This is a genomic window from Ruminococcus sp. 1001713B170207_170306_F1, from assembly GCF_015668065.1.
GTDB lineage: Bacteria > Bacillota > Clostridia > Lachnospirales > Lachnospiraceae > Blautia_A > Blautia_A faecis.
Genome location: NZ_JADPEX010000020.1, coordinates 37,369 through 60,596 on the forward strand (window position 1 = coordinate 37,369; position 23,228 = coordinate 60,596).

The 23,228-nt window shown below is 44.3% G+C and carries 23 protein-coding genes and 1 pseudogene; 7 read left to right on the plus strand and 17 right to left on the minus strand.

Annotated elements, in window-relative coordinates:
* Positions 1-180: 180 nt before the first annotated feature.
* The 9 genes from I4V84_RS12685 to I4V84_RS12725 all read right to left on the minus strand — a co-directional run bounded on the left by I4V84_RS12685 (position 181) and on the right by I4V84_RS12725 (position 8,569).
* Positions 181-2,460: an AAA family ATPase gene (locus I4V84_RS12685; protein WP_195992380.1), complete on the minus strand. Its 2,280-nt coding sequence runs from the start codon at positions 2,458-2,460 to the stop codon at positions 181-183.
* A gap of 2 nt (positions 2,461-2,462) precedes the next feature.
* Positions 2,463-4,052, minus strand: coding sequence for a DEAD/DEAH box helicase (locus tag I4V84_RS12690; protein WP_173772650.1), 1,590 nt, complete (start codon positions 4,050-4,052; stop codon positions 2,463-2,465).
* A gap of 2 nt (positions 4,053-4,054) precedes the next feature.
* On the minus strand, positions 4,055-4,501 hold the full coding sequence (locus I4V84_RS12695; protein WP_173772648.1) for a hypothetical protein: 447 nt from the start codon (positions 4,499-4,501) through the stop codon (positions 4,055-4,057).
* Between the two features lie 16 nt (positions 4,502-4,517).
* On the minus strand, positions 4,518-5,669 hold the full coding sequence (locus tag I4V84_RS12700) for an ATP-binding protein (RefSeq protein ID WP_195992382.1): 1,152 nt from the start codon (positions 5,667-5,669) through the stop codon (positions 4,518-4,520).
* Positions 5,670-6,962 carry an AAA family ATPase gene (locus I4V84_RS12705; RefSeq protein ID WP_195992383.1) on the minus strand — a complete coding sequence of 431 codons (1,293 nt, stop codon included), beginning with the start codon at positions 6,960-6,962 and terminating at the stop codon, positions 5,670-5,672. It lies immediately after the preceding gene.
* Positions 6,963-6,965: 3 nt separating this feature from the next.
* A complete protein-coding gene (locus I4V84_RS12710; RefSeq protein WP_195992384.1) occupies positions 6,966-7,385 on the minus strand; it encodes a DUF3846 domain-containing protein in 420 nt (139 codons plus the stop codon).
* Positions 7,386-7,416: 31 nt separating this feature from the next.
* Positions 7,417-7,665, minus strand: coding sequence for a hypothetical protein (locus tag I4V84_RS12715; RefSeq protein WP_195992385.1), 249 nt, complete (start codon positions 7,663-7,665; stop codon positions 7,417-7,419).
* 144 nt (positions 7,666-7,809) lie between these two features.
* Complete coding sequence (locus I4V84_RS12720) at positions 7,810-8,145, minus strand: hypothetical protein (RefSeq protein ID WP_195992386.1); 336 nt, start codon at positions 8,143-8,145, stop codon at positions 7,810-7,812.
* Positions 8,146-8,185: 40 nt separating this feature from the next.
* A complete protein-coding gene (locus I4V84_RS12725) occupies positions 8,186-8,569 on the minus strand; it encodes a hypothetical protein (RefSeq protein WP_195992387.1) in 384 nt (127 codons plus the stop codon).
* 111 nt (positions 8,570-8,680) lie between these two features.
* Here I4V84_RS12725 and I4V84_RS12730 point away from each other — a divergent pair, with 111 nt between their 5' ends.
* Entirely contained in the window at positions 8,681-8,860 is a 180-nt protein-coding gene (locus I4V84_RS12730) for a hypothetical protein (RefSeq protein ID WP_195992388.1), read from the plus strand.
* A 439-nt stretch (positions 8,861-9,299) separates the two neighbouring features.
* Here I4V84_RS12730 and I4V84_RS12735 read toward each other — a convergent pair whose 3' ends face one another.
* Positions 9,300-9,512 (minus strand): helix-turn-helix transcriptional regulator, encoded by a 213-nt coding sequence (locus I4V84_RS12735; RefSeq protein ID WP_148463816.1) that lies wholly within the window; start codon positions 9,510-9,512, stop codon positions 9,300-9,302.
* Between the two features lie 147 nt (positions 9,513-9,659).
* Between I4V84_RS12735 and I4V84_RS12740 the strand changes: the two genes are divergently transcribed.
* The 4 genes from I4V84_RS12740 to I4V84_RS12755 all read left to right on the plus strand — a co-directional run bounded on the left by I4V84_RS12740 (position 9,660) and on the right by I4V84_RS12755 (position 13,300).
* Positions 9,660-10,100: a helix-turn-helix domain-containing protein gene (locus tag I4V84_RS12740; protein WP_148463817.1), complete on the plus strand. Its 441-nt coding sequence runs from the start codon at positions 9,660-9,662 to the stop codon at positions 10,098-10,100.
* Positions 10,101-10,168: 68 nt separating this feature from the next.
* Positions 10,169-10,531, plus strand: coding sequence for an ImmA/IrrE family metallo-endopeptidase (locus I4V84_RS12745; protein ID WP_243284094.1), 363 nt, complete (start codon positions 10,169-10,171; stop codon positions 10,529-10,531).
* Between the two features lie 15 nt (positions 10,532-10,546).
* Complete coding sequence (locus I4V84_RS19680; RefSeq protein ID WP_207748670.1) at positions 10,547-11,950, plus strand: GIY-YIG nuclease family protein; 1,404 nt, start codon at positions 10,547-10,549, stop codon at positions 11,948-11,950.
* A 240-nt stretch (positions 11,951-12,190) separates the two neighbouring features.
* Positions 12,191-13,300, plus strand: coding sequence for a site-specific integrase (locus I4V84_RS12755; RefSeq protein ID WP_195992398.1), 1,110 nt, complete (start codon positions 12,191-12,193; stop codon positions 13,298-13,300).
* Between the two features lie 202 nt (positions 13,301-13,502).
* Here I4V84_RS12755 and I4V84_RS12760 read toward each other — a convergent pair whose 3' ends face one another.
* Positions 13,503-15,434, minus strand: a complete 1,932-nt coding sequence (locus I4V84_RS12760) for a hypothetical protein (protein ID WP_173772588.1) — start codon at positions 15,432-15,434, stop codon at positions 13,503-13,505.
* Positions 15,435-15,532: 98 nt separating this feature from the next.
* Positions 15,533-15,679: a DUF6783 domain-containing protein gene (locus tag I4V84_RS20650; protein ID WP_306467796.1), complete on the minus strand. Its 147-nt coding sequence runs from the start codon at positions 15,677-15,679 to the stop codon at positions 15,533-15,535.
* Between I4V84_RS20650 and I4V84_RS20655 the strand changes: the two are divergent.
* Positions 15,617-15,757 (plus strand): annotated as a pseudogene (locus I4V84_RS20655) (DUF6783 domain-containing protein); the annotation flags it as partial. The gene I4V84_RS20650 and the pseudogene I4V84_RS20655 sit on opposite strands and share 63 nt — an antisense overlap.
* 27 nt (positions 15,758-15,784) lie before the next feature.
* Here I4V84_RS20655 and I4V84_RS12765 read toward each other — a convergent pair.
* The gene (locus I4V84_RS12765) at positions 15,785-16,927 is read right to left on the minus strand and encodes a ComEC/Rec2 family competence protein (protein WP_173772590.1); all 1,143 of its coding nucleotides are present in this window, start codon (positions 16,925-16,927) and stop codon (positions 15,785-15,787) included.
* Positions 16,928-17,085: 158 nt separating this feature from the next.
* On the opposite strand from I4V84_RS12765, the gene I4V84_RS12770 reads away from it, so the two are divergent.
* Positions 17,086-18,360: a peptidoglycan-binding domain-containing protein gene (locus I4V84_RS12770; protein WP_195992406.1), complete on the plus strand. Its 1,275-nt coding sequence runs from the start codon at positions 17,086-17,088 to the stop codon at positions 18,358-18,360.
* A gap of 111 nt (positions 18,361-18,471) precedes the next feature.
* Here I4V84_RS12770 and I4V84_RS12775 read toward each other — a convergent pair whose 3' ends face one another.
* The 4 genes from I4V84_RS12775 to I4V84_RS12790 all read right to left on the minus strand — a co-directional run bounded on the left by I4V84_RS12775 (position 18,472) and on the right by I4V84_RS12790 (position 23,228).
* Positions 18,472-19,554 carry a nitronate monooxygenase family protein gene (locus I4V84_RS12775; protein ID WP_334286085.1) on the minus strand — a complete coding sequence of 361 codons (1,083 nt, stop codon included), beginning with the start codon at positions 19,552-19,554 and terminating at the stop codon, positions 18,472-18,474.
* Between the two features lie 356 nt (positions 19,555-19,910).
* A complete protein-coding gene (gene rseP, locus I4V84_RS12780) occupies positions 19,911-21,197 on the minus strand; it encodes an RIP metalloprotease RseP (protein WP_148463524.1) in 1,287 nt (428 codons plus the stop codon).
* A 1-nt stretch (position 21,198) separates the two neighbouring features.
* Positions 21,199-22,341: a 1-deoxy-D-xylulose-5-phosphate reductoisomerase gene (gene dxr / locus I4V84_RS12785; protein WP_195992410.1), complete on the minus strand. Its 1,143-nt coding sequence runs from the start codon at positions 22,339-22,341 to the stop codon at positions 21,199-21,201.
* A 92-nt stretch (positions 22,342-22,433) separates the two neighbouring features.
* Positions 22,434-23,228, minus strand: coding sequence for a phosphatidate cytidylyltransferase (locus I4V84_RS12790; RefSeq protein ID WP_118578730.1), 795 nt, complete (start codon positions 23,226-23,228; stop codon positions 22,434-22,436).

Here is a 23,228-nt window from a genome sequence, read left to right on the forward strand (position 1 = left end):
TCGTGCGTGAGCTTATCGCACGACTACCTACCCCCGCTAGGTGGGGTGCGCACATACACATATACGTAGTATATGGTTGCGCACCCCCCATTTTTGCGCACTGCTCACAACCATAAAAATAATGGTTTTGCGCACCGTGAACATCATTATAAAAAATATGGTTCTGCGCACTACTCTGTATCATGGTTGTGAGCACTCCTGCGCACCCTTTCTCCTGATGTATGTTTTTCCATCTTCACCAAAATATTTTTCAAATTTATTCCGCAATTCCTTCTTCTGACGCTTGCCTTCTCCCAGCCAGGAAAGTAACTCTTTTGCATTTATTTCAAGTGTCTCTGCCAGCTCTGAAGCAGAGATTTCACGGCCATCAAATTCAATATTCTGGAATGCAATCTCAAACTCATTTAACTTACGCTCACGGTTCTTTTGAGCATTTTCTTTTCGTCTCTGGGACGCCTTTTCCCATGCCGGTTTATCATCTTCCAACTGCAGGTCTTTCAGGCTTCCTACCTGGTCAATCCTGTGTACCGGATAATCGAACCACATATTGACCGGATCAAACTTCGGGAACTCTCTTAAGGTTCCCTCAATTCTCCATGCAGTACGCGCCTGTACTTCCGCTTTCGCAGCCGTTATCTGCTTATCCAGGGCTATTTTCTGCCATTTATCCAGGTGTGCCTCACAGTAACCCAACATCTGTGCACTGCTCAACAGATCGTCCTGTGAGAGGTCATCCTGCCACTTATAATGTGCATCCAGATATGCTTTACAAGTTCCACAGACAGCCTTATTTTCTTCCTGTTTCATCAATGCCTCTGTCGGCTCTAGCTCGATCAAATCCAGAAGTGCATCCGGATCACGGGCAAATACACCGGATCCAGAAGCGCGGTCCATGGACTTCTTACCGCCCTGATTTCCTTTGCTGTGATGATGACAGTAGATCACGGCACAGCCAAGCTCTGTACACACTTTATCGAACTGGTTACAGAAGTTCGCCATCTGATCGGCACTGTTCTCATCACCAGTAATGACCTTATAAATCGGGTCTATAATGATCGCTACATAATTCTTCTTTGCTGCCCTTCTGATCAGCTTTGGTGCAAGCTTATCCATAGGCACAGACTTTCCTCGAAGGTTCCAGATATCAATGTTCTGCAGGTTGTCTGAGACATAGCCAAGGGACTCATATACATCTTTAAAACGGTGAAGACAGCTCGCCCGGTCAAGTTCCAGGTTCACGTACATCACACGTCCCTGCGCACAATGCCACTGCAGCCACTTCTTGCCCTCTGCTATGGCGATACACAGTTCAATCTGAAGGAAAGACTTACCAGCCTTGGATGGTCCAGAGATCAGCATCTTATGCCCTTTACGGAGCACCCCGTCAATGAGACAGGGAGACAGCTCCGGAAGATTATCCCAGACACTTTCCAGACCTTCCGGCTCTGGAAGATCATCATTCACACCTTCAATCCACTCATACCATTCATTCCAGGAGGATTTTCCTATGTTGGTATCCACAATGAACTGCTTCTTTTCCCCACGTTCTACACCTGGCATCCTGGACAATCTGGAAGGGTTCCGGTTCTGGGTATCTACATCAATCCCGTTCTTCTGGCAGACTTCATACAGATAATCAACGCGCTTCCTGTACTCGCTATAATCCGCTGCATCCACCCTCACGATTGCGTGAAGGCTTTTCTTTCCGGAATACACCAGGCAGGCAATGGGAAGCTCCAGCTCACGTAGGATGGCGTTCTGCTGGTCGATTTCCATGTGATCAGATTCTACAAGAGCATACCGGTAGTCTGTTACATTTTCGTTTTTACAGCCGTTTCCATCCAGTGGGTTGAAACGGATCCACGCGCCAGCTTCCGGATTGTAATCACCCAGCACAGCTCCAATGTCGCCTTTGCAGGTGTTCAGCTGCTCGATCAGCTGTCCTGCAGTACGGTCCCAGCTCCCCTTTTGTGGAAGCCATCTGGTACCTTTCTCGTCTGTCTTTTCCCAACTTCCAGTTACATACCCTACGTTTTCCCCAGCTTCAAACAGGGTTTCCAGATATGTGATCAGCTGCTCTGCCGGGTTCCAGTTCTTTGGTTCCTGGATCTCCCTGCCTTCCAGCCAGTTCTTATCCACTACTACACGGTCACTGTCTACCTGTATACTATCGTTCCAGTCCAGTTCATGGCCTTTTTCCGGCACCCATCCGCGCTCCATTGCCATCTGTACAATAGTCCCGCCAGTTACCGGAGAAGAGGAACCGGAAAAACTTCTCCACTTCTTCTCACATTCTCCGGCATGGTACCGTCCAAAGTCCTTCTGGCTCCACTGATCCCAGACGCTTACCGGATAGCCTTCCAGTTTCAGTGCCATTCCGACATTCACCCAGTTCTGATAGCTCAGGGAACCGGGATCGATGTATTCAATTATCTCTGTAAGGCTTGTCCTCTGCTCCATGTTTATGCTCCTTTATATTCCTGTGGTACAATGTCGTTCGGGATCTTCCATCCGTTCCCGGCAATCCTGTCAATTAAATTCTTGGCTGTGTTAAACTGCCAGGTCCCCACATGTTTAAATCCCCTGCCCTCCAGGAAGCGGATCTGCTTCGGGGTAGTAAGCCCCTCATTTCTACGCTTGTCCAAACGGTCAAGAATCTTAGCTGCCTTCCCTGCATTCTCAATCTGATCCGGCATGATTCCCAGCTTTTCCAGTGTCTGCTTCTGTTTGTCAGATGGCGGTCCCATCTCCCATCCAAAAGACGGAACATAACTGGACAGGTCTTCTGCCTGGATAGACATCTCGAACTGCAGTGGATCTACAAGCTTCTTTTTCCGTTTTTTCATCTCTGCCAGCTGTTTAGCCAGGGATTCCTCACGCTGTGCGACTACATCTTCTGAGGCAGTCTTTTCCGCCTCTTCAATATCAATAGCTATGCCGGCTTCTCGTTCCAGATTCTCCGTCATCTTCTGGGCTACTTCTTCATTCTCACAGATCAGACTTGCGGGATGGCACAGTTCATGCCGCTCTGTATGCCAAAGGAAATCCAACAGCAACAGATGATCTTTTCCTGTTTCTGGTGAAAGTCTTGTGCCACGTCCCACCATCTGGCAGTAAAGGCTTCTTACCTTTGTAGGTCTTAATACCACAATGCAATCAACTGACGGGCAGTCCCAGCCTTCTGTCAGGAGCATGGAATTACATAACACGTTGTATTTACCAGCATCAAAATCTTTTAATACCTCAGCCCTGTCCTGGCTGTCTCCGTTTACTTCTGCCGCCTGGAAACCATAAGCATTTAGGAGATCCCGGAACTTCTGGCTGGTCTTTACCAGCGGCAGAAATACCACAGTTTTTTTATCCATGCAGTATTTCTGCATCTCCTGGGCAATTCCTTCCAGGTATGGATCCAGCGCAGTACCAATCTCACTTGCCTTGAAGTCCCCTGCCTGTACAGAAACGTTGCTCATATCGATCTTGAGTGGAATTGTCAGCGCCTTGATCGGGGACAGGTATCCTTCCTTGATTGCCTTAGGAAGGGTATACTCATAAGCCAGGGATTCAAAATATACGCCAAGGTTCCGCATATCCCCACGGTCTGGCGTTGCCGTTACGCCTAACACCTGTGCTTCCGGAAAATGCTGCAGCACTCTCTGATAGCTGTCAGATATACAGTGATGGGCTTCGTCAATAATGATGGTATTAAAATAATCAGCCGGGAAACTTCCCAGCCTCTTTTCTCTCATCAATGTCTGTACAGAGCCAACCACTACCCGGAACCAGCTGCCCTGGCAGGAGCTTTCTGCCTTTTCCAAGGCACATCCAAGCCCGGTTGTCTTCATCAGCTTATCTGCTGCCTGATCGAGCAGCTCCCCTCTGTGTGCCAGGATCAGTACGCGGTCACCTTTACGGACACATTCCTCTGTTACCTTGGCAAATACCACAGTCTTTCCACAGCCTGTAGGAAGGACCAGCAGGGTTTTTAACACCCCGCTGTCCCACTGTTCAAAAATAGCTTCCTTCGCTTCTTTTTGATACGGCCTTAGTTCCATTTTTAAAAGCCTCCCGGTGTAAATGCAGGTTTACTGGTATCCTTTGGATACAGCTTTTCAATGTAATTGAACTTCTTGTTTGGATCCTTAATGCCAGGCTTCAGCCCGATCTTAGCGCGCGCAGTCTTGCCAGGAAGTGCACTCCAGTCCATCCGGAGTTCTTCGCCCTCCTTCTTAAGGCCGACACCACGGAACAGCTCAGACAGTTTCCACTCCAAACTGGTATGCAGTACATAATTCTCCCGGATGGTAACTTCACGTTCTGGAACATGCACCGTAAAATAAACAACTGCCATATTACATGGAGGGAGCTTACCCTCACCTTTAGATCTGCTACGGTCAAATTTCTCAATTGTTACGTTATAATCCCCTTCTGGAATTGGCTCATAATCCTGGGCATCCTGTTTGATGGAATCCTCCCAGCCTAACTCTCTTCCTTCTGCTGCCATAAATTTTTATCCTCCTTTAATTGAACGGCACCTGTTGTGTCGCTTTCATTTCTTTGATCATTCCATAGACCTGTGGCCATGCCCCGATCAGACAGCCATTGATAAAGTCCATGTCATAATCTTTCACCTTTACATCAGAGGGATAATACCCTCTTGCTGCCACTACGTTCTGGATGTCCCATTCATCTACCTGGTTACTCTCCATCAGGTCACGTAAAGCTTTAGGGATTCCGGGATCAATGGTGCTGCTCCTTGCTGTCGGTTCCGGAGTCTTTTGTGGTTCATTAAGCGGAAGGTTCATCTGCTCCCCAACAGTAACAGCAGGTTCTGTCTTTGTAGCTTCCTGTACCGTAGTCGGCTGAGGCTGTACAGTTGGCTGAGCCTGTACCGGCTGCTGCGCTGGTACGGATTTTGGCTGTGTTTCTTTTACTGGCACGGCATTTCCCTCAATGATTGTCCGGATGGAATCATAACTGAATGGGACTTCATCTGGCAGACCGTAGCGGTTCTTTGCATCCCAGCAGGCATTGTGGGTGGTATACATCACACGCTCACCGCCCTGGGCTTTCCTCTTTTTCCCTTTATCATCCACCGCAATAGAGAATGTTTTATAATTGGCAAACAGTAGCATGTCCGCCCATTCCTTGATCAGTGGGGAGGTCTGGGATGCTGTTTTCTTTCCAAGCTTTAACTCCCATCTGTCATAAGCTCCCAGTTCATCCGGCTGTTCAAACTTCCGGATCTGCGCATGTGCAGTAAGGACCACGTTGACACCAGCCTCTACAACTTCTGTCAGCTGATTGAGGAATTTCCCCAATTCTTCTTTTACATAAACATAACCATTTCCGTAACCAAAGTCCTCAATACCGGACTTTCTGTGCTTGTCGCAGATATGCCGGATACACATAGATTCCGCCCAGTCAATGGTATCTATGACCAGTGTCTTGCACATAGTCGGATGTGTGCGGACATAATCCACCTGGTCCAGCAACATCTGCCAGCTGGACGCCTTGGGAAGTCTCGCAACATCCATTGAATTGGTACTTCCTTCCGTGTCAATAAACACCGGATCTGGGAACTTGCTGGCAAAAGTGGATTTGCCAATTCCCTCTGGTCCGTAAATGACCACCTTCTTTGCACAGGGAATCACACCTCTGATAATTTCCATTTAAAATGCACCTGCCTTCCATGCTTTTTGCTGTGGTTCTTCCGGATGTTCCTGTCCAACCACATAACCGTCTTCAATAATAATGCTGCACTCATCACCAGTAGAAACTCTGGTAGCAATTGCCTGGAGTCCTTCTGCTTCCAGCCACTCTCCAAACTCCTGCAGTGTCTTTCTGTCCATCTGCTCCAGCTTGTCCAGAAGAACGAAACCGCACTGCGGGTTCAGTTTGCGGACAATAGCGGTAGAAACCTTCAGACGTTCCGCACCGGACATGTTGTCCCACTTCTGGCCTTTATAGACCAGCTCTCCATCTTTTACGGATAGCTCTGGAAGAGGAAGCTCTGCAGAAGTCAGAAGCTCATTCTTCTTATCCCTTGTCTCTTCCAGCTGCTTTGTTAGATTGTCGTACTTGGTACGGTACTCTTTGGCGTCATCCTCCGCTTTTTCCTTATCCAGGTTGGCTCTGACTTTACGGTTGATTTCCTCGATATTGGAGATATTAGCTTCCAGTTCTTCTGTGGACTGGTCCGTCAGATCCTTTGCAGAAGTCTCTGCAATATCCAGATCTTTTACCAGCTGCAGATGTTTCAGCTTGGCTGCTTCCAGAAGCTCAGACAATCTGATTACTTCCTCATGGGCACGCTTCACAGATTCCCGGAGCTGCGCAGCCTGATCACGTTTTCTCTGGTTCTCGCCATTCCTTGCCAGAATCTCCTGCTGCTGTCTGATCAGCTCGGAGGGTGACACCAGGTCTCTTGGAACATCCGGATAATAGGGCTGCTCTTTTGCAAATTTCTCTTTCTGATCAGCGGTACGTCCTACATACAGACGCTCCTGGTAAAGCTCTTTTTCTTCCTTTTCCAGTTCTGCAAGCTGAGGTCCCACGCCAATGATCTGCAAAAGCACTTTTGCCTTCTCTGTTCCGGAGGCTTCCATAAATCTTGGAAGATCCAGGGCAAGCTGTTCCACAAATTCATTAAGCAACTGCTGTCCGGCCTTCTGACCATTCGGGTCCGTAACCTTGAGGGCACTGTTCTTTCCCTTACGCTCCACTACCAAACCATTGTTCATCACAATATGTAAGTTCGGCGGCACCATGGAGCCTTCTCTTGTACTCTGGGAAGGTTTGTAACGTTCCCCGCCAAGTGCCCAGGCGATGGAATCCAGAACTGAGGTTTTGCCCTGCTGGTTATCTCCGCCAATGATGGTTAAGCCGTTCTGTGCAGGTTCCAACTTTACTGCTTTGATACGTTTTACATTCTCGATTTCGAGACGGTTAATCTTCATGCTCATATCTTATCTTTTCTCCTTTTTCAAAAACTCAAAATCATTTAGCAGTTTCTCCATCAGTTTTTCTGGTTCCTGCACTGCCATAATATCTTCATAACGCGCTTCCGCCAGGAGCGCATCTCCTAAGATTGGAGAACCATGTCTTGGCATGTCATACATCCAGCTCCAAAAACGGTTTAATGGAAGATTTTTGAAATGCCCATCCTCATCCACCAGCATAATCACTGGTTTCTGAAAGTAATTACTCATTTTTGCAGTATGGACAGTTTCAAAATGGCCTCCTAAAGCTTTTTGAATACTCTTGAAATCGTCAAAATTCACATCAATAATTGAGATTTCGTTATCTGCTGAAATTTTTAATGTTTTCATTGATTTTTCTCTCTTTCTCCTTCTACAATAAAAGGGTGATAAACTATTTTTGTCCATTGGACACCGGATCCTGATGAGCTCCCAACTCTCAGGATCCATTTTCTTTTAACAACCGTGTAAGATGCTCCCTGGCTGCTTCGTAGTTTTTAACGGATTCTTTCATCATTACTTCTTCACGATAGATATCATAAGCAGTCATTTTGCTTTCTGAAGGTTCCTCCACCCAAATCCGGCATGGATATCCAGCTAATCCTATTTCGAAACTTACATGGATTCCGCTTGCTATAGCTTTCTTCGAAAGCTCATACAACTCATCTATCATTTTTTCTAAAATCATGGTCTCCTCCCTTCTGGCTCTGTGCCCTGTATCAGCATCCATGCAAGCATTGATAATGCTATAGCTCCTGCAACCTGCAGTCCGTCCCACTGCCAGAACGGCAGGTATGTAGCAAGGGTGCCTATGATGACAGATATGATTATGTTACGCTTCACCACCGGCACCTTCTTCCACAACAGCCCGGTTGCTCCAACCGATCATCTGCACCAGCTTTTCCGGATGAAATGCCGGAGTATACTTCCTGGCATTGCTGTCCAGAAGCTGACGCCGATAAGTAAGATAATCAATAAACACCAGAACGTTGATCAGGACAATGTTTCCGTCCCGAATAATGGCATAATCGTTATAACGCCCTGTTTTGATTTCATCTTCAATTTCAAACAATCTTGTCCGCACAGTTCCGGCACTGATCTGGAACTCTTTTGTAAGCTGCTCTTTTCTCATGTACGGATATCCCCGTATGGATTCTGTGTAAACCATCTTTTACTTACCCCCTTTTATAGATCATGGTTGTCCGGAATTACTTCAGCTTTTTCATAACCCCTGTCCGGTTTGTGTACGACCGGTTCTGAGCTTGTTTCTCCTGTTTTCTTACATCTCCAAGCAGCCGCTCCAGATCACTGATCACCTTCCGGTTGTCTTTCATCCAGTTACAGATTGGAGCTGTTGCTTCTTTTATGTCTTTTGCCTTTCTCCGCTTACGGCGTATATCCCGCAAGGTAAATCCCTGGCAGATATAGTCGTACTGGCTGTTTTCGTTTAGCTCAATATTATGTAAAATATCCTGCGTCTGACGATCCATATCATTTTCTGTGAGAATTGCCAGCCGATTAGACTCTTCACAGGTACGAAGAAAACTTAAGAATGCATTTAATTCAGTGCTACAGTTAGCTATTTCAATCACCTCTTTCTGTCGAAATGTCTCGAACGGTATTTATTGACTTTCCTTGCTTTCTCTCCTATTCTTTAAATACAGGGTACTGGCACACCCGAGTACATAGAAAGGAGTATTTGTATGACTTTTGAATTATCCGATACAGAAGCCATTTACCTCTACGGTATATTGAGAAAAGAGCTAAAGAATCTGGAATCTGTTAAACCATCTTCTCTTGTAAAAGCTGATGTAAAACTATATAAAAGAATCATCAGTAAAATGGAGACTGCTGCTCCGCAACTTAAAGAACTTCCTATTTAGATTTTGGCTCTGCGTTTTGCAGAGCCTTTCGCGTTTTAGGAAGCCATTCCGTCGCCGGAATAAATTCTTCGATTGTTACCCTGTAATTCTTTTTTCTAGTTTGAACTATGTCCGAATACTCTTTTCTTCCTCTCAGCAGTAAACGAATTAGTAAAGTTTTCACTCTGCCTCATCTCCTTTCCTGTTACTTCTCCAAATAAGCTGTATGAGCGCTGCATTCGCCTGCTTTCAAAAGAGTTTTAAAAATACTGGCATGTAGCCGAAAAACGCTACTATTTCTCCAATTATTAAAATCACTTGCCACAATATTATGTTGTCAGATACTATACAGAGAATGACTGATAATATTAATAATCCAGTGCCAATAAAACAGCATGCTAAGCACAATGTTTCCATATCCTTCTCCTTTCTGTTACTTCTCTAACTGTTTTCTATCACTTTAAGTGGATTTTGTGGGTAAAAAAATATTATCTATTGGAATATTATAAATATCTGCTAAAAGCTTCATATCTGCAAAAGACGGAATTGCCGCTCCTTTTTCCCAATTAATAATAGTTCTTTTGCCTATTTTCATTCGTTTAGCAGCTTCTTCCTGCGTTAATCTCGCATTTACACGTGCCGCTGCTAAACTAATCTGAATTGGTTCTGGCATTTTTGTTTTCCCTCCTTTCACTTTGTGATACCACTATACCATCACTTTAAGTGTGTGTCAACACTAAAAGTGAATTTTTTGCACTTTTATATTGCAATAGTTTCACTTTTAGTGTATTATACATTTAAAGATAAGGAGGAAACTGATATGCCTGAACAGGAATTTAATGCTGTCTTTTCAAAAAGGCTACGATACTATTTAAGTGAATACAACATGACTCAAGCAGAACTTGCCAAACGTTTAGGTGTTGGTACCACCTCTGTTTATAATTGGTGTAATGGTTTAAAAACGCCGCGAATGGATAAAGTAGATGCAATGTGTGACCTTTTTCATTGCAGCAGATCAGATTTAATGTCTGATGAAAACACTGAACATTCTACGCTCACTCCGCGTGATGAAAAAGACATTGAGAAAATCATTGAACATACCAGAGAGCAACTGCTCTCACAGGAAGGACTGATGTTTGACGGTGATCCTGCTTCTCCTGAAGCAGTGGATTCTATCCTTGCTGCTATGCAGATCGGAATGGAAATGGCAAAGAAAAAGAACAAAGAAAAATATACGCCTAAGAAATATAAAAAGGACTGATGCCTATGTGCATAAAGAGACGGGTTTCACAACTTGTCAGGAAATACCAGACTCGCGATCCTTTTGAAATGATTAAAGGTATGAATGTGATATTGGTTCATTATCCATTAGAGGGTGTGCGCGGATTCTACCAGTATTTCCAACGTAACAATATTATTTATCTGGATGAACGATTATCCGAAACTGAACAACGATTTGTTCTTGCTCATGAGCTGGGACACATGTTTCTGCATAAAAAGGCTAATGCTATTTTTATGGACACACGTACTCAGTTTAATACAGATAAATTTGAACTGGAAGCAAATCTTTTCGCTATGGAGCTGCTACTTCCAGATTCGTTTCTGGATGAATACAGAGATTTTACTATTGACCAAATATCCAGGATGACCGGATACCACAAAAGATTAATTGAATTGAGAATATCATCATAAAAACCGGAGGGCGATATGGGATTATTTGATATCTTTAGAGTAGGAAAAATAAAAGCCGAAAACGAAGCTCTAAAGCAAAAATTACAAGATTTACATGCAGATGAATACTGGCAGGTGAAAGAGCACCTTGACCGCATGAACTCAGAAATTGCCGATAACAACATTACTCTTTCAAAACAACATGATGACTTATCCACGCTTTCTGAACAATCTCAGAAATTGGAGAAACAAGTTACATCTCAGCGTAATAAAATTGCACGTTCCAAAGAGTTGTACCAGAGCATCGAATACGCACTTGATACATTTCTTGTGTCTGATGTTTCTTATAACAACTGCAGATTAAATCCTCATGATAAGGAAGATTTAGAAGAATTAGTTCCATCTGTCATTTTAAAATTACATTGCATGGATGTAAAAGATCTTCGCAAGGCATATAAAGAAAACGCAAAACAGATTGACCGATTAATGGATCTTTATGAAGCTCGTTACACAACCAAGGCTAATAAATCTATATACTCTCTTATGGTTATTGCTTTGAAGGCTGAACTGCAAAACGTTTTGTATAATTTGAAATATGATAAATTAGATAGTTCCATTGAAAATATCCGTTCTATTTCTTCTAAATACTTAAAGATTGCAGGTGAAGGGAACCAAAGTATAGCAGGTACTCTTACTAAGTTTATCGGGGAATTGGAGTATTTATTTATCAATGCCGTAAAAATCGAATACAATTACTATGTTCGCAAAGAACAAGCAAAACAGGAGCAATTAGCTCTTAAAGAACAAATGCGCCAAGAAGCAGAGGAACGAAAAGCGTTAGAGGCAGAGCGTAAGAAAGTTGAGAAAGAAGAGAGTAAGTTTAAGACCGAAATAGATAAATTAACAGTCGCCCTTTCAGAATCAACTTCAGCTTCTGATAAAGAACAACTTCATACCCGAATTCTTGATCTGCAAAAGCAGCTCTCTGATATAATCATCAAAAAGGATGAAATTGTAAACCTTCAGAATGGAAAAGCTGGTAATGTTTATATTATTAGTAATTTAGGTTCGTTTGGCCAGGATGTTTTCAAAATTGGAATGACACGCCGGTTGGATCCACAGGATCGTGTAAATGAGCTTGGCAGTGCCAGTGTGCCCTTTAAATTTGATGTACATAGTTTTATTTTCTCAGAAGATGCTGTCGGACTGGAAAAGAAGCTTCATGAAACATTAAACGAAAAGAGGCTTAATAAAGTTAATATGCGAAAAGAATTTTTCAAAATAGATATTACTGAACTTGAAAAATTAGTTTCAAGTATTGATCCCACTGCGGAATTTAATTCCACAATGTTAGCTGAAGAATACAGGCAATCGGTGGATATGCAAGTTCCATATGAACCCATCTATTCAATCGAAGAGTTTGAAGAAGATGAAGAATAATTAAATAAAAGAAAAACCGCCCTAGTGTTGGCGCACCAGAGCGGCGAGCACATCCGAAGATGTACAGCATTTTCATCAAAAATATTGTATCATCTTCGGGGCAGCCATGCAAGCGGAACCTTTGTTCGCGCTGGCTGTTATTTTTATACTTATTTTTCCCGGCACTTGCGCCGGCGCAATAAAAAAAAGAAACCATCTCGGTGATTCTGCCGGAATGGTCCGTATAAGGAGGATGATATCATGTGGGTTGAAGAATCGAAAAATGGCAAATTCAAATTCTGTGAGCGGTATGAGGACTATATGACTGGAAAAACAAAACGTGTATCTATCACAATGGATAAAAATACCGCCCAAACCAGAAAAACAGCACAGAAGACTTTGGAATTAAAAATCCAGCAGGCTATGGGAACCCGTCCAGATCATCAGTGCACCTTAAAAGAATTGGTTGAGGAATATAGAAAAGATCAGAAAAAGACAGTCAAACAATCTACATACTCCCGAAATTATTTTGCCTGCAATGCCATTATGAAAATGCTTGGTGAAAGTACAATTGTGGAGCATATGACTGCTAAATATGTTCGGAGTAAGTTTCGTGATTCTGGAAAAGAAAACAGTACTTTAAATGAACATCTTACTCGTTTCCGCGCTCTGATCCGCTGGGGATATAGTAACGATATGATCAGTGACATTACTTTTCTGGAGAAAATAGAACCTTTCAAGGATCTTCCTCATAAACAAAAAATACAGGATAAGTACCTGGAATCAGATCAGCTCAAAGCCTTATTGGATGGAATGGATCACACTCTTTGGAGACTGTGTACTGAATTCATGGCGCTGTCTGGTCTGAGAGTTGGTGAGCTGATTGCCTTGGACCGTATAGATGTGGATTTTAAAAACAAGGTGATCCATGTAACAAAAAACTATGATTATATAAACCAGATCGTCACATCTCCAAAGAGCTTTTGTTCGATCAGGGATGTGTATATGCAGGAGGAATTGGAAAATGTATGCAAACAATTAAATGCGCTGATGCTCCGCCGACGCTTAATGTTTAATATTGGAAAGCCAGCCCTGTTTCTCTTTTCCAGGAATGGAACTTATATACACTATTATTCCTACAATAAATATTTAAGGGAAAACTCCAAGCGTGTCTTAGGGCGTGCTATCACCCCACATGCCCTGCGTCATACTCATGCCTCTCTTCTCTTGGAGCAAGGTATCAGCATTGATACCATCTCTAGGAGACTCGGACACGAAAACAGCAAGGTTACCAAAGAAATATACTTACATGTCACAAAAAAGCTCACGGAGAAAGACAACGAACAGATTGCAAAAGTATCTATTTTTTAAAGTTGCCCCTTTTCTGCCCCTTTTATTGAAACAGACATTTAGTGCCACATTGAAAACACCGCATAAAATCAACATTTTTCCGCTGTCAAGATGAAATTAATTCAAGTCCCATCTTCCGCATTTTTTTATTGCTTAAAAGTAAAAAAGACCTGCAAACCATCCGTTTTGCAGGCCTTTTTATTACCGTTGTACTTTTATCATTCTATTTCGGAAGTTCTGTCACTGTCTCCAGCTTAAATCCTTCCCACATATCAGCAGAAATATTCCATTCTCTTAAATCTGTAACGATCTTATGATAGAACGCCTGTCCGCCACGCACAATATCATAGGTGCGGGCATCGCCTCTTGCCTCAAGGTGACGGCCAAAGCTACAGTTGGTTACATCCTCCGGACCATAGTCGTCCACATCTCCGCCCGGCCAGAAAATATAAAGCCTTGGGATATCATCAATCTGGCGAATATCAATTCCTGCAAGTTTCAGAAATTTCTTTCCAACAGACTCATGCGCCGTAAATACATGAGAATATCGCCATACAGTCCTTGTAAAATCAGATACACGGAACTGGCCCAGCCAATCCTCATCCATCATTCCGTCTGCAGTTTCTCTTGAGACGATCACAACAACAGGGAATAAACGCCCTGAATCTTTCAACGCTGCAATAAGATTCCCAAACATATCCTCTCGCAAAATACGTCTTCTGTTAGAACATTCGATTCCATTTACAATTCCGATATTGTCAACAATCGTCTTATAATATCCAGGATAACTGAAGAAAGTTACTCCCGGGTCCTGGATGGTGTGTTCTCTCTCCGGCTGTGCATATCCATTGCAAACCTTCAGAATCACTTCATCCTGACGCGACACTTCAAGTCCGGCTTCTGAATACCAGATTCTGCCGCCCACTTCCATATCCATATGTCTTACATGCATATTCAGCCGATGATTGTCCGGATCATAATTCACAGCTACATGATAAGCCAGAATGTCAGCATGATAAGTACTGGTCTTCTGTGGCATTTCCTTAAACAGACCGCCATATTTCCCCACGATCCAGCCATATATCGCATCTGCTGCCTGCTGGAAAATCTCTGCAGCAGATGCCGGTTTCTCTTCCTTCAGACGGCTTCCATCCACCTGTGTGCACATCTGGAACACGTTGTGGCGGATAAGAGGCTTCATCTCATAATGCCAGGATTCTCCGAGGCTCTCCTCGCGACCATCATTATAAACATCACGTTCCTTAAAAATAGCTGTCAGACGACTGTCGTGGAACTGACTGTCGTTTAACAGGGCAATGATCGTATTTACATTGATCGGTACCTTGCGGCTGCGGTGAAGCAGCTGGTCTACCAGTGTCTGCTTGCTGGTCTTATAAATACGCTTGGCCAGGTTCTCCACCTGCTGGTCACAATCCTCATCCAGAAGCTTCGCCACCTCAGGATAAAGCTGTCCCTCTCCCAGTTTCAGGCGGAAATGGCTCTTGATCATATCACTCCATCTGCCTGATTTATAAAGGGAATGTCCCAGATCCTCAAACAGGGTAACCATGGATTTATCACAAAGCTCCAAAGTTGCCAGAATACTGTTAAAGTATCTGGAAAAGCCCTTGTAATTCTTCCACAGTTCCTCTCCTTTATAGCGCATATCGTGCTCGATCTCATGCCAGCCCTCGAAAAACATGGTCTTAATCTGAATCTCGAAGGTATCATCAATATACATATCCCAGGTCTCTGTTGAAATTTCTGATCGCAAATATTCCGGAAGACGGCACACGCCGTTTAATTTCGTAGGTTTGAACTCCTCCTCGCTTCTTTCCGAAGTGGACCAGCCAATCACATCAAAGGTATTTTCCACAATATTCTGGCAGATTTCTACATCATCATCAAAATACAGGTTAATACGAACACCTACCAGGTCCTGCAGTTTCTTATTCTCCGCGCCATAATCTTTCAGAGCAAATTTATGAGCCATAGAAGAAGCTGTCTTGATTCTGGAAAAGCATCTGTAATACAGACCGCATTGTTCCAGGCGATCACTGATAATGCGCTTCAGATCCTGCTCCACGATAGCCGGAACCTTTACCTTCGCAGCCAGTTCCTCCTTTGTATAAATTACTCTTTTCTGTTCACTCACTAATTTTACACCACCAATTTATTTATAACTGCCGGAGCCCTCACGGATTACGGTCCGAAAACTACACAGTTATTATATTTTATATTCCGTACGTTCTACTAAGCATACACTTTAGAGCCTGTTTGAAAAATCATTCCCGCAATCTGCACGCCCCACTTTGCGGTATATTTTGCCCGAATTCGGTTGCCGTAGCCCGCTACGGCGCCCTCATCCGGGCAAAATCTCCCACAAATTGTGACGCACATCTTGCAGAAAGCCTTTTTCAAACACGCTCTAGTATACCAGAATTTCCCCAAATAAAAAAGGGATATTCCGAAATATAATGGAAAATTTCGGTTAAATATATATAATCAAAAGCACTTCTTACAAGCTTCATATCCTTGAGCCTCAGCCTGTGAGACTGGCTCCTGATATGCCTTATCCGGATTCATATTTCCACAGTCAGGAATACTGTGATATTTACTTCCTGTAGCAGATATCCATACCATTTCCTCCTGACTGTCATCTGCTGCAGCAATCTGTTCTGACTTTTCTGATGCTGCAGCTGCATCAGTTCCGCTATTATCTTCAGCTGTAAATCCATTCTCCCCTTCACTTTGCCCAGCTGTTTCTCCATCACCTGAAGTATAATCATTGCAAGGATCTGCACTCCAGGTAATAGCACTTCCATCCGAAGAAGCTACAATGGTTCCCTGTTCATCAGAGCGATATACCTGAATTCCCATATCTGACAGTTTTTCCATGGTATCCGCATGCGGATGACCATACATATTTCCTGCGCCGCAGCTGATCACTGCAAATTCCGGAACTGCAGCCTGAAGAAAATCCCAGCTTGTGGATGTAGCAGATCCATGATGGCCCACACTTAACACGTCGCAGCTCAGATCAAGCCCGGAATTCACCATATCTGCCTCACAGTTAAAATCTGCATCCCCGGTAAAAACGAAACTGTTTTCTCCATTCGTCAGCTTAATTGCCACCGAATTAGCATTACTCTCTTTGCTGATTTCCTTTGGTGAAAGAATTGTAAATTCTCCCGAGCCAAATGTATACTCCGCCCCCACTGCCGGATGCTGTACTTCAAGCCCATGTGCTGCCACTGCATCCATAAAAGAGCCATAAAGGGAAGAATCATGGATATAATCTGCTCCAATCACATTGTCCACCTGAAATGCATTCAGACAGCCAATCAGTCCGCTCACATGATCCTCATCGTAATGGGATGAAATCAGATAATCAATTTCTGACACATTCTGCTCCTGCAAATAGGACACCACATAGCTGGACGCGCTTCTTGGACCACCATCATACAGCAGATTCTGTCCCTCTGACTGCACCAGAATGGATAATCCCTGTCCCACATCCAGGAAATGCACAGTCATGCTGCCGCCAGATGCCAGAACCTTTTCCCCGCTTCCAGGGAATACGATTCCTGCCATAAGCAGAATAAGCGTTAAAAGATAGCCTGCAATTTGTTTTCTTAAGTGTTTCATTTTATTCCTTCTTTCGTTTTTTTCACCGTAGGCACCGCTGTCCTGCTGCCTCTTTACTATTATAATATATTCTCATCCCCACAAACATCCCTGAATTATGTTTTCACAATTGCATTTTTAGCATATAATACCTGGAAGAGCATTTTATGAGGTCGTCCATGTATTACAGAAAAACCTTATGTGCACAGCAGGAAAATGTAGACCAGGGTACCTTACAGATAACGGTCCATTCAAAAACAGACAACCGCCCTGTGGAAAATGCACTGGTCCGTATTTCTTATACAGGTGATCCAAACAGTGTCATTGAAGAAGTCCGCACGGATTCTTCCGGCAACACCCCTGTCCTTCAATTAAAAACGCCTCCTCTGGAATACAGCCTGAATGCTTCCGAGGAGGCGCAGCCTTATGCAGAATATTCCATGCAGATCAAAGCCGAGGATTTTCACCAGGAGGAAATCGCAGGCACAGAAGTCTTGCCTGCGGTTCTGGCCAAACAGCCTGTCCTTCTGAATCCCAGGCAAGACACTGTTTCGGAAAACAGAATTGTCATTCCTCCCCATACACTTTTCTATGAATATCCACCAAAAATACAGGAATCTGAAATTAAACCAGTACACGAAACTGGCGAAATTGTTCTAAGCAAGGTCGTAATTCCGGAATACATTGTAGTGCACGATGGGCCTGTAGGTGATAACTCCGCCTCTAATTATTATGTCCGCTACCGCGACTATATCAAAAATGTAGCAAGCAGCGAAATCTATGCCACCTGGCCTGACGACACTATCCGCGCCAACATCCTGGCAATTATGTCCTTTACCCTAAACCGGGTATACACGGAGTGGTACCGCAATAAAGGGAAAGACTACACCATCACCTCCTCCACCGCCTACGACCACAAATGGATCCGCGGACGAAACATCTTTGACTCCATCGACCGCATTGTAGACGAACTTTTCGAGAATTATCTATCCCGTCCTAACGTCCGTCAGCCAATTCTTACCCAGTACTGCGACGGAGAGCGGGTGCAGTGCCGGGACAGAGGATGGATGACACAGTGGGGAAGCAAGCGGCTTGGAGACCAGGGATATTCTGCTATTGAAATCCTACGGTATTTCTACGGAAACGATATGTATATCAATGTGGCAGAAGAAGTCTCCGGGATTCCTTCCTCCTGGCCAGGATATGACCTGGATATTGGTGCTTCCGGCAGCAAAGTACTCCAGCTTCAGGAACAGCTAAATGCTATCAGCCAGGCCTACCCTGCTCTTCCAAAAGTAAATCCGGACGGAATCTATGGTGCCCAGACTCAGGCCTCTGTCCGCAAATTCCAGAATATTTTCGGTCTTCCGGAAACCGGAATCGTAGATTATACCACCTGGTACAAAATTCAGGAAATTTACGTAGGCGTCACCCGGATTGCAGAATTACAATAAACATAATATGGCGGGATTTTCTCTCCCGCCATAAAATTCTAATCTAAACCTTATACTCTAAACGGACATGCCGTTTGTCAGCAACATCACCATATAGGAACCGGCTAACCATCAGCCTTCTGCCAATTCCCGCATCAATTCATGCACTGAAGTAATTTTGTCAATCCTTCCAACATTTGCCCCACAGAACATCAATCCATTCTCTACATCTCCCTCCACCGCATCGATCAATGCCTTGGTAATGCAGTACGGAACCTGTCCTGGATTACATTTTTCCAGGCAGTTATAGCACTTCTTTACTGGAATCCGTCCATTCTCTACCAGTTTCATAAAAGGATTGCAAAGCGCCCTTCCAGGCATTCCTACAGGGCTCTGGATAATCTGCACATCCTCTTTCCTTGCATTTACATACGCCTGTTTATACCTTTCATCGGCATCGCATTCCTTTGTCGCCACAAACCGGCTTGCGATCTGCACACCAGCTGCCCCAAGTGCCATAGCATGATCAATATCTTTCCGGTCAAAAATTCCGCCAGCAACTACCACTGGAATTTCCCGGCCAAACTTTTCCTCATATTCCTTTTTACATGCAATAATATCCCGGATTTCCTGGTCAAAATCCATCTCATCCCTGTGAGCCAGCTGATCCCTGGAAAATCCCAGGTGTCCTCCTGCCTCCGGTCCTTCCACTACGATCAGATCTGCAGTCCGGTTATATCGATGTGCCCACATTTTCAGAATCAGATTTGCTGCCCTTTTTGAAGAAACAATAGGCGCAATCTTTGTTCTGCAAAACTCCGGTACCAGCTCTGGCAGATTCATGGGAAGTCCTGCGCCACTGATGATCACATCTGCACCACATTCCACAGCTTCCTTTACATGCTCTTTATAATGTTTCAGCGCTACCATAATATTAACACCGACCAGCCCTTTTCCCTTGGCAATCTCCCTTGCCTTCCATATATGCTTTCTTATTGCCTTCAGATTGCACCCCGCCTGGTCTTTTTCAAAGCCAGCCTCATCATATCCGATCTGAGCTGTGGAAATAACTCCCACTCCTCCTTCTGCTGCCACTGCGCCAGCCAGGGAGCTACGGCTCACTCCCACGCCCATTCCCCCTTGAATAATAGGAAGTTCTGCCACCTTATCTCCAATTTTCAAACATCTCAAACTGCTTTTGTATTCTCTATCCAAAACAATATCCTCCATGCTTTAATTTAGTTTGATTTTAAAACTATTTTAGTATAAAGCATTATTGTTTTTATGTCAAGTTTTACTTTTATTCGACACTTTATTATGTAGTTTTTATTACTACATATTCGGAAGTTTTCCCTATAAAAAGGAATCCCCTTGCAAGATTTGCCGCCTGCAGCAGACCATCCCCCTCATCTGCATTTCCGTTATTTCCTCTCACTGCCTGGAAAAGCTTTTTTGGGTAATAGGAATTTGCTGCAGAATCGTCTGCTGCATCAAAAAAAGGCCATGCATATCCGTTTGATACACATAGCCTTCGCTTTCATTTTCTTTACAGCTTTTTCATTTCAAAAAGATTAAAAAATCTTCAAAATATCATTATACATAACTACAACCATCAAAAGCATCAGCACCATCAAACCTGCAAAATGAACCATGCCCTCAATCTGTCTGTTCACCGGTTTTCTCCGAATAGCCTCGATAATCAGAAATACAAGCCGGCCGCCATCCAGTGCAGGAAGCGGAAGAAGGTTCATAACACCAAGGTTTGCAGATAAAAGTGCTGCCATATACAGCATATTTACCCAGATAGTCAGCATGCCCTCACTCTTACTTGCCTCATAGGTGCTGCCAATTGCATCAACTACGCCAACCGGACCGCTTAAATCCTTTACGCCCAGCCCGCCGGTAAGAAGCTCTTTCAGGCTGAGTAAGGTAGAGCGGATCATATATTTTACTTCCAGCGTTCCATACTTCAGCACTTCAAATCCCTGTGTCTTCGTGTACGCCAGATTATAAGAAAAATCAAGTACTGCTGTGCGGGACTCCGATGGAGTTACCTCAGCGTTGTATTCCAGGCCATCACGCTCATAAGTTATGGTCACAGGCTCACTTGTGAGAGGATGCTCTGCAAGATATGCAGTATAATCGTCCGAACTCTCCAGTCTGGTGCCATTAATGGAAGTGATCACGTCCCCAGGCTCCACGCCAGTTTCAGATAAGCCCATTCCCGGAATCAGGGATGCCACCTCAAGAGAATCGGTACTCTTTCTGTTAAAGCCAAGAAGGTATCTCACCTGTACGTCTGGTTTGAAGGCCAGCTCCACATCTTTGCCATCCCTCTCCACAGTCATATGAATGGTCTCATCCTCCTGTGGATTATTCAGATACATATACAGATAAAGATCTCTTGCCAGATCAATATGATACCCCTGATATTCTTTGATAATATCCCCTTCCTGAAGACCAGCTTCAGCCACAGTAGAACCACTCTCCACCTGCGTAACCTCTGCCGGGTCATAGCCCACCAGCGTAACAATGAGCACTGCAAACACAAAGGCCAGGATAAAGTTAAATACCGGTCCTGCTGCAACTGTAGCGATTCTTCCCCACACTGGTGCACCATTGAAAGTCCCCTTGGACTCATCCTCCATATCTTCTCCCAGCATGGCACAGGAACCGCCAAGAGGCAAAAGCTTCAGAGAATACCTGGTTCCATTCTTCTCTGTGCTAAGCAGCCTTGGTCCCATTCCAAGGGAAAACTCCGTTACTACGATCTTATTTTTCTTTGCAAGAAGGAAATGCCCCAGCTCATGAAAAAGAATGATCGCACTGAAAATCAATAATGCCAGAATAATCTTCAACCTACCACCTGCTTTCAATCCATTTATAAGTCTCGTCTTCTACTGCCAGTATCTCCTCCAGATCCGGATTCCGGATCACTGTATGTCTTTCCATAGACTGTGCAATAATGTCGTAAATATCCAGAAAGCCGATTTTTTCCTGTAAAAACTTCTTCACAGCCAGCTCATTTGCTGCGTTAAACACAGTAGGCATACTGCCGCCTTTTCTTGCAGCATCCATAGCCATTGGAAGCCCCAGGAATGTATCCATATCCGGATCTTCAAAAGTAATCTCTTTCAATTTATGGAAATCCAGTCTCTCTCCATCCAGATATCTGCGTTCCGGATAATAGAGTGCGTACTGGATTGGAAGCCGCATATCCGGAGTTCCAAGCTGCGCCATAACCGCACCATCTTTAAACTCTACCATCGAATGGATAATGCTCTTTGGCTGGACAACAACCTGAATATGATCCAAATCCACATCAAACAGCCATCTGGCTTCCATAACCTCCAGACCTTTATTTACCAGGGTTGCGGAATCTACTGTGATCTTCTGTCCCATTACCCAGTTCGGATGCTTCAGGGTATCTGCAAGCGTCACATGTTCCAGTTCTTCTCTTTTTCTTCCACGGAAGGGACCACCGGAAGCTGTGATCAGAAGCTTCTCAACCTGCGCCCGCTTTTCCCCATGAAGAGCCTGGAAAATAGCACTGTGCTCACTGTCTACCGGAAGGATCTGAACTCCATGCTCTTTTGCCATCGGAATGATCAGATGACCTGCTGTTACCAATGTTTCTTTGTTTGCAAGGGCAATGTCCTTGCCCGCCTTGATTCCCTCCATTGTAGGACGGATTCCAATCATTCCCACAACAGCGGTAACCAGAATGTCTGTCTGGGGCATACGCGCAAGCTCCAGAAGTCCCTCCATACCAGACACAATTTTTACATCCATATCCGCAAGACGGACTGCCAGGTCCTCTGCCGCATTTTCATCCCACACTGCAATCAGCTGAGGATGAAACTCTCTTGCCTGTTCTTCCAGCATTTTCACATTTCTTCCTGCACTGATTCCCAGCACCTCTATATCGCCGTTAGCTCTCACTACATCCAGGGTCTGTGTACCGATGGAACCAGTTGAGCCTAAAATTGCAATTTTCTTCATTTGAAATTCCTCTCAGTCCATTTCAGGGACAAATCACATCTTATCATTTCCACACTTCTTATTCCTTTATGCCTCCCGCTGCCAATCCGGAATCAGATTCCCAGCACAAGCTTCGCCAGGAAATAAATAGCCGGAGCTGTAAAGATCACACTGTCAAATCTGTCCAGGATTCCACCGTGTCCCGGGATCAGTTTGCCATAGTCCTTGATTCCCTGATTTCTCTTAATAGCAGAAGCAGCCAGGTCTCCAACCATGGAGATCAGTGCTCCGACTGCACAGATCAGCGCATACTCTGCAATCTTTCCGCCAGTTGCTGCTGCATAAATTGCGCCCAGAAGCGCAGCGCCTGCCACGCCGCCTACTCCACCTTCTACTGATTTCTTCGGGCTGAGGATTGGTGCCATTTTGTGCCTGCCGATCAGCATTCCCACACAATATGCGCAGGTATCGCATCCCCAGGAGCATAAAAAGATCAGCCATACCAGAAATTTTCCATCTGGAAGGTTCCGGGTAAGATAAATAAAGGAGAGCATCACAGCCACGTATACCACCCCAAAGAACGCCGGCATTACCTGATCTGCCTTGAACTTGGGATAAGTAAATACGTAAACGAACATAAACATCATGAACGAAATGATCACGCCCATCATTCCATATTTTTCAAAATCCAGCGACATCAGCACATAGTAGATCACAGCTCCAAGATAGCCTGCAATTTCCAGGGCATTAAAATGGTCTTCCCGAACCTTCATAACCTTATAAAGCTCCTGCATTCCGATCAGAGAGATCCCAAGCAGTGTAAAAAACAGCACATAACCTCCACTGATAATAGTCAGAAGCGCAACTGCGACCAGCACAATACCGCTTAAAAGACGTGTTTTAAACAT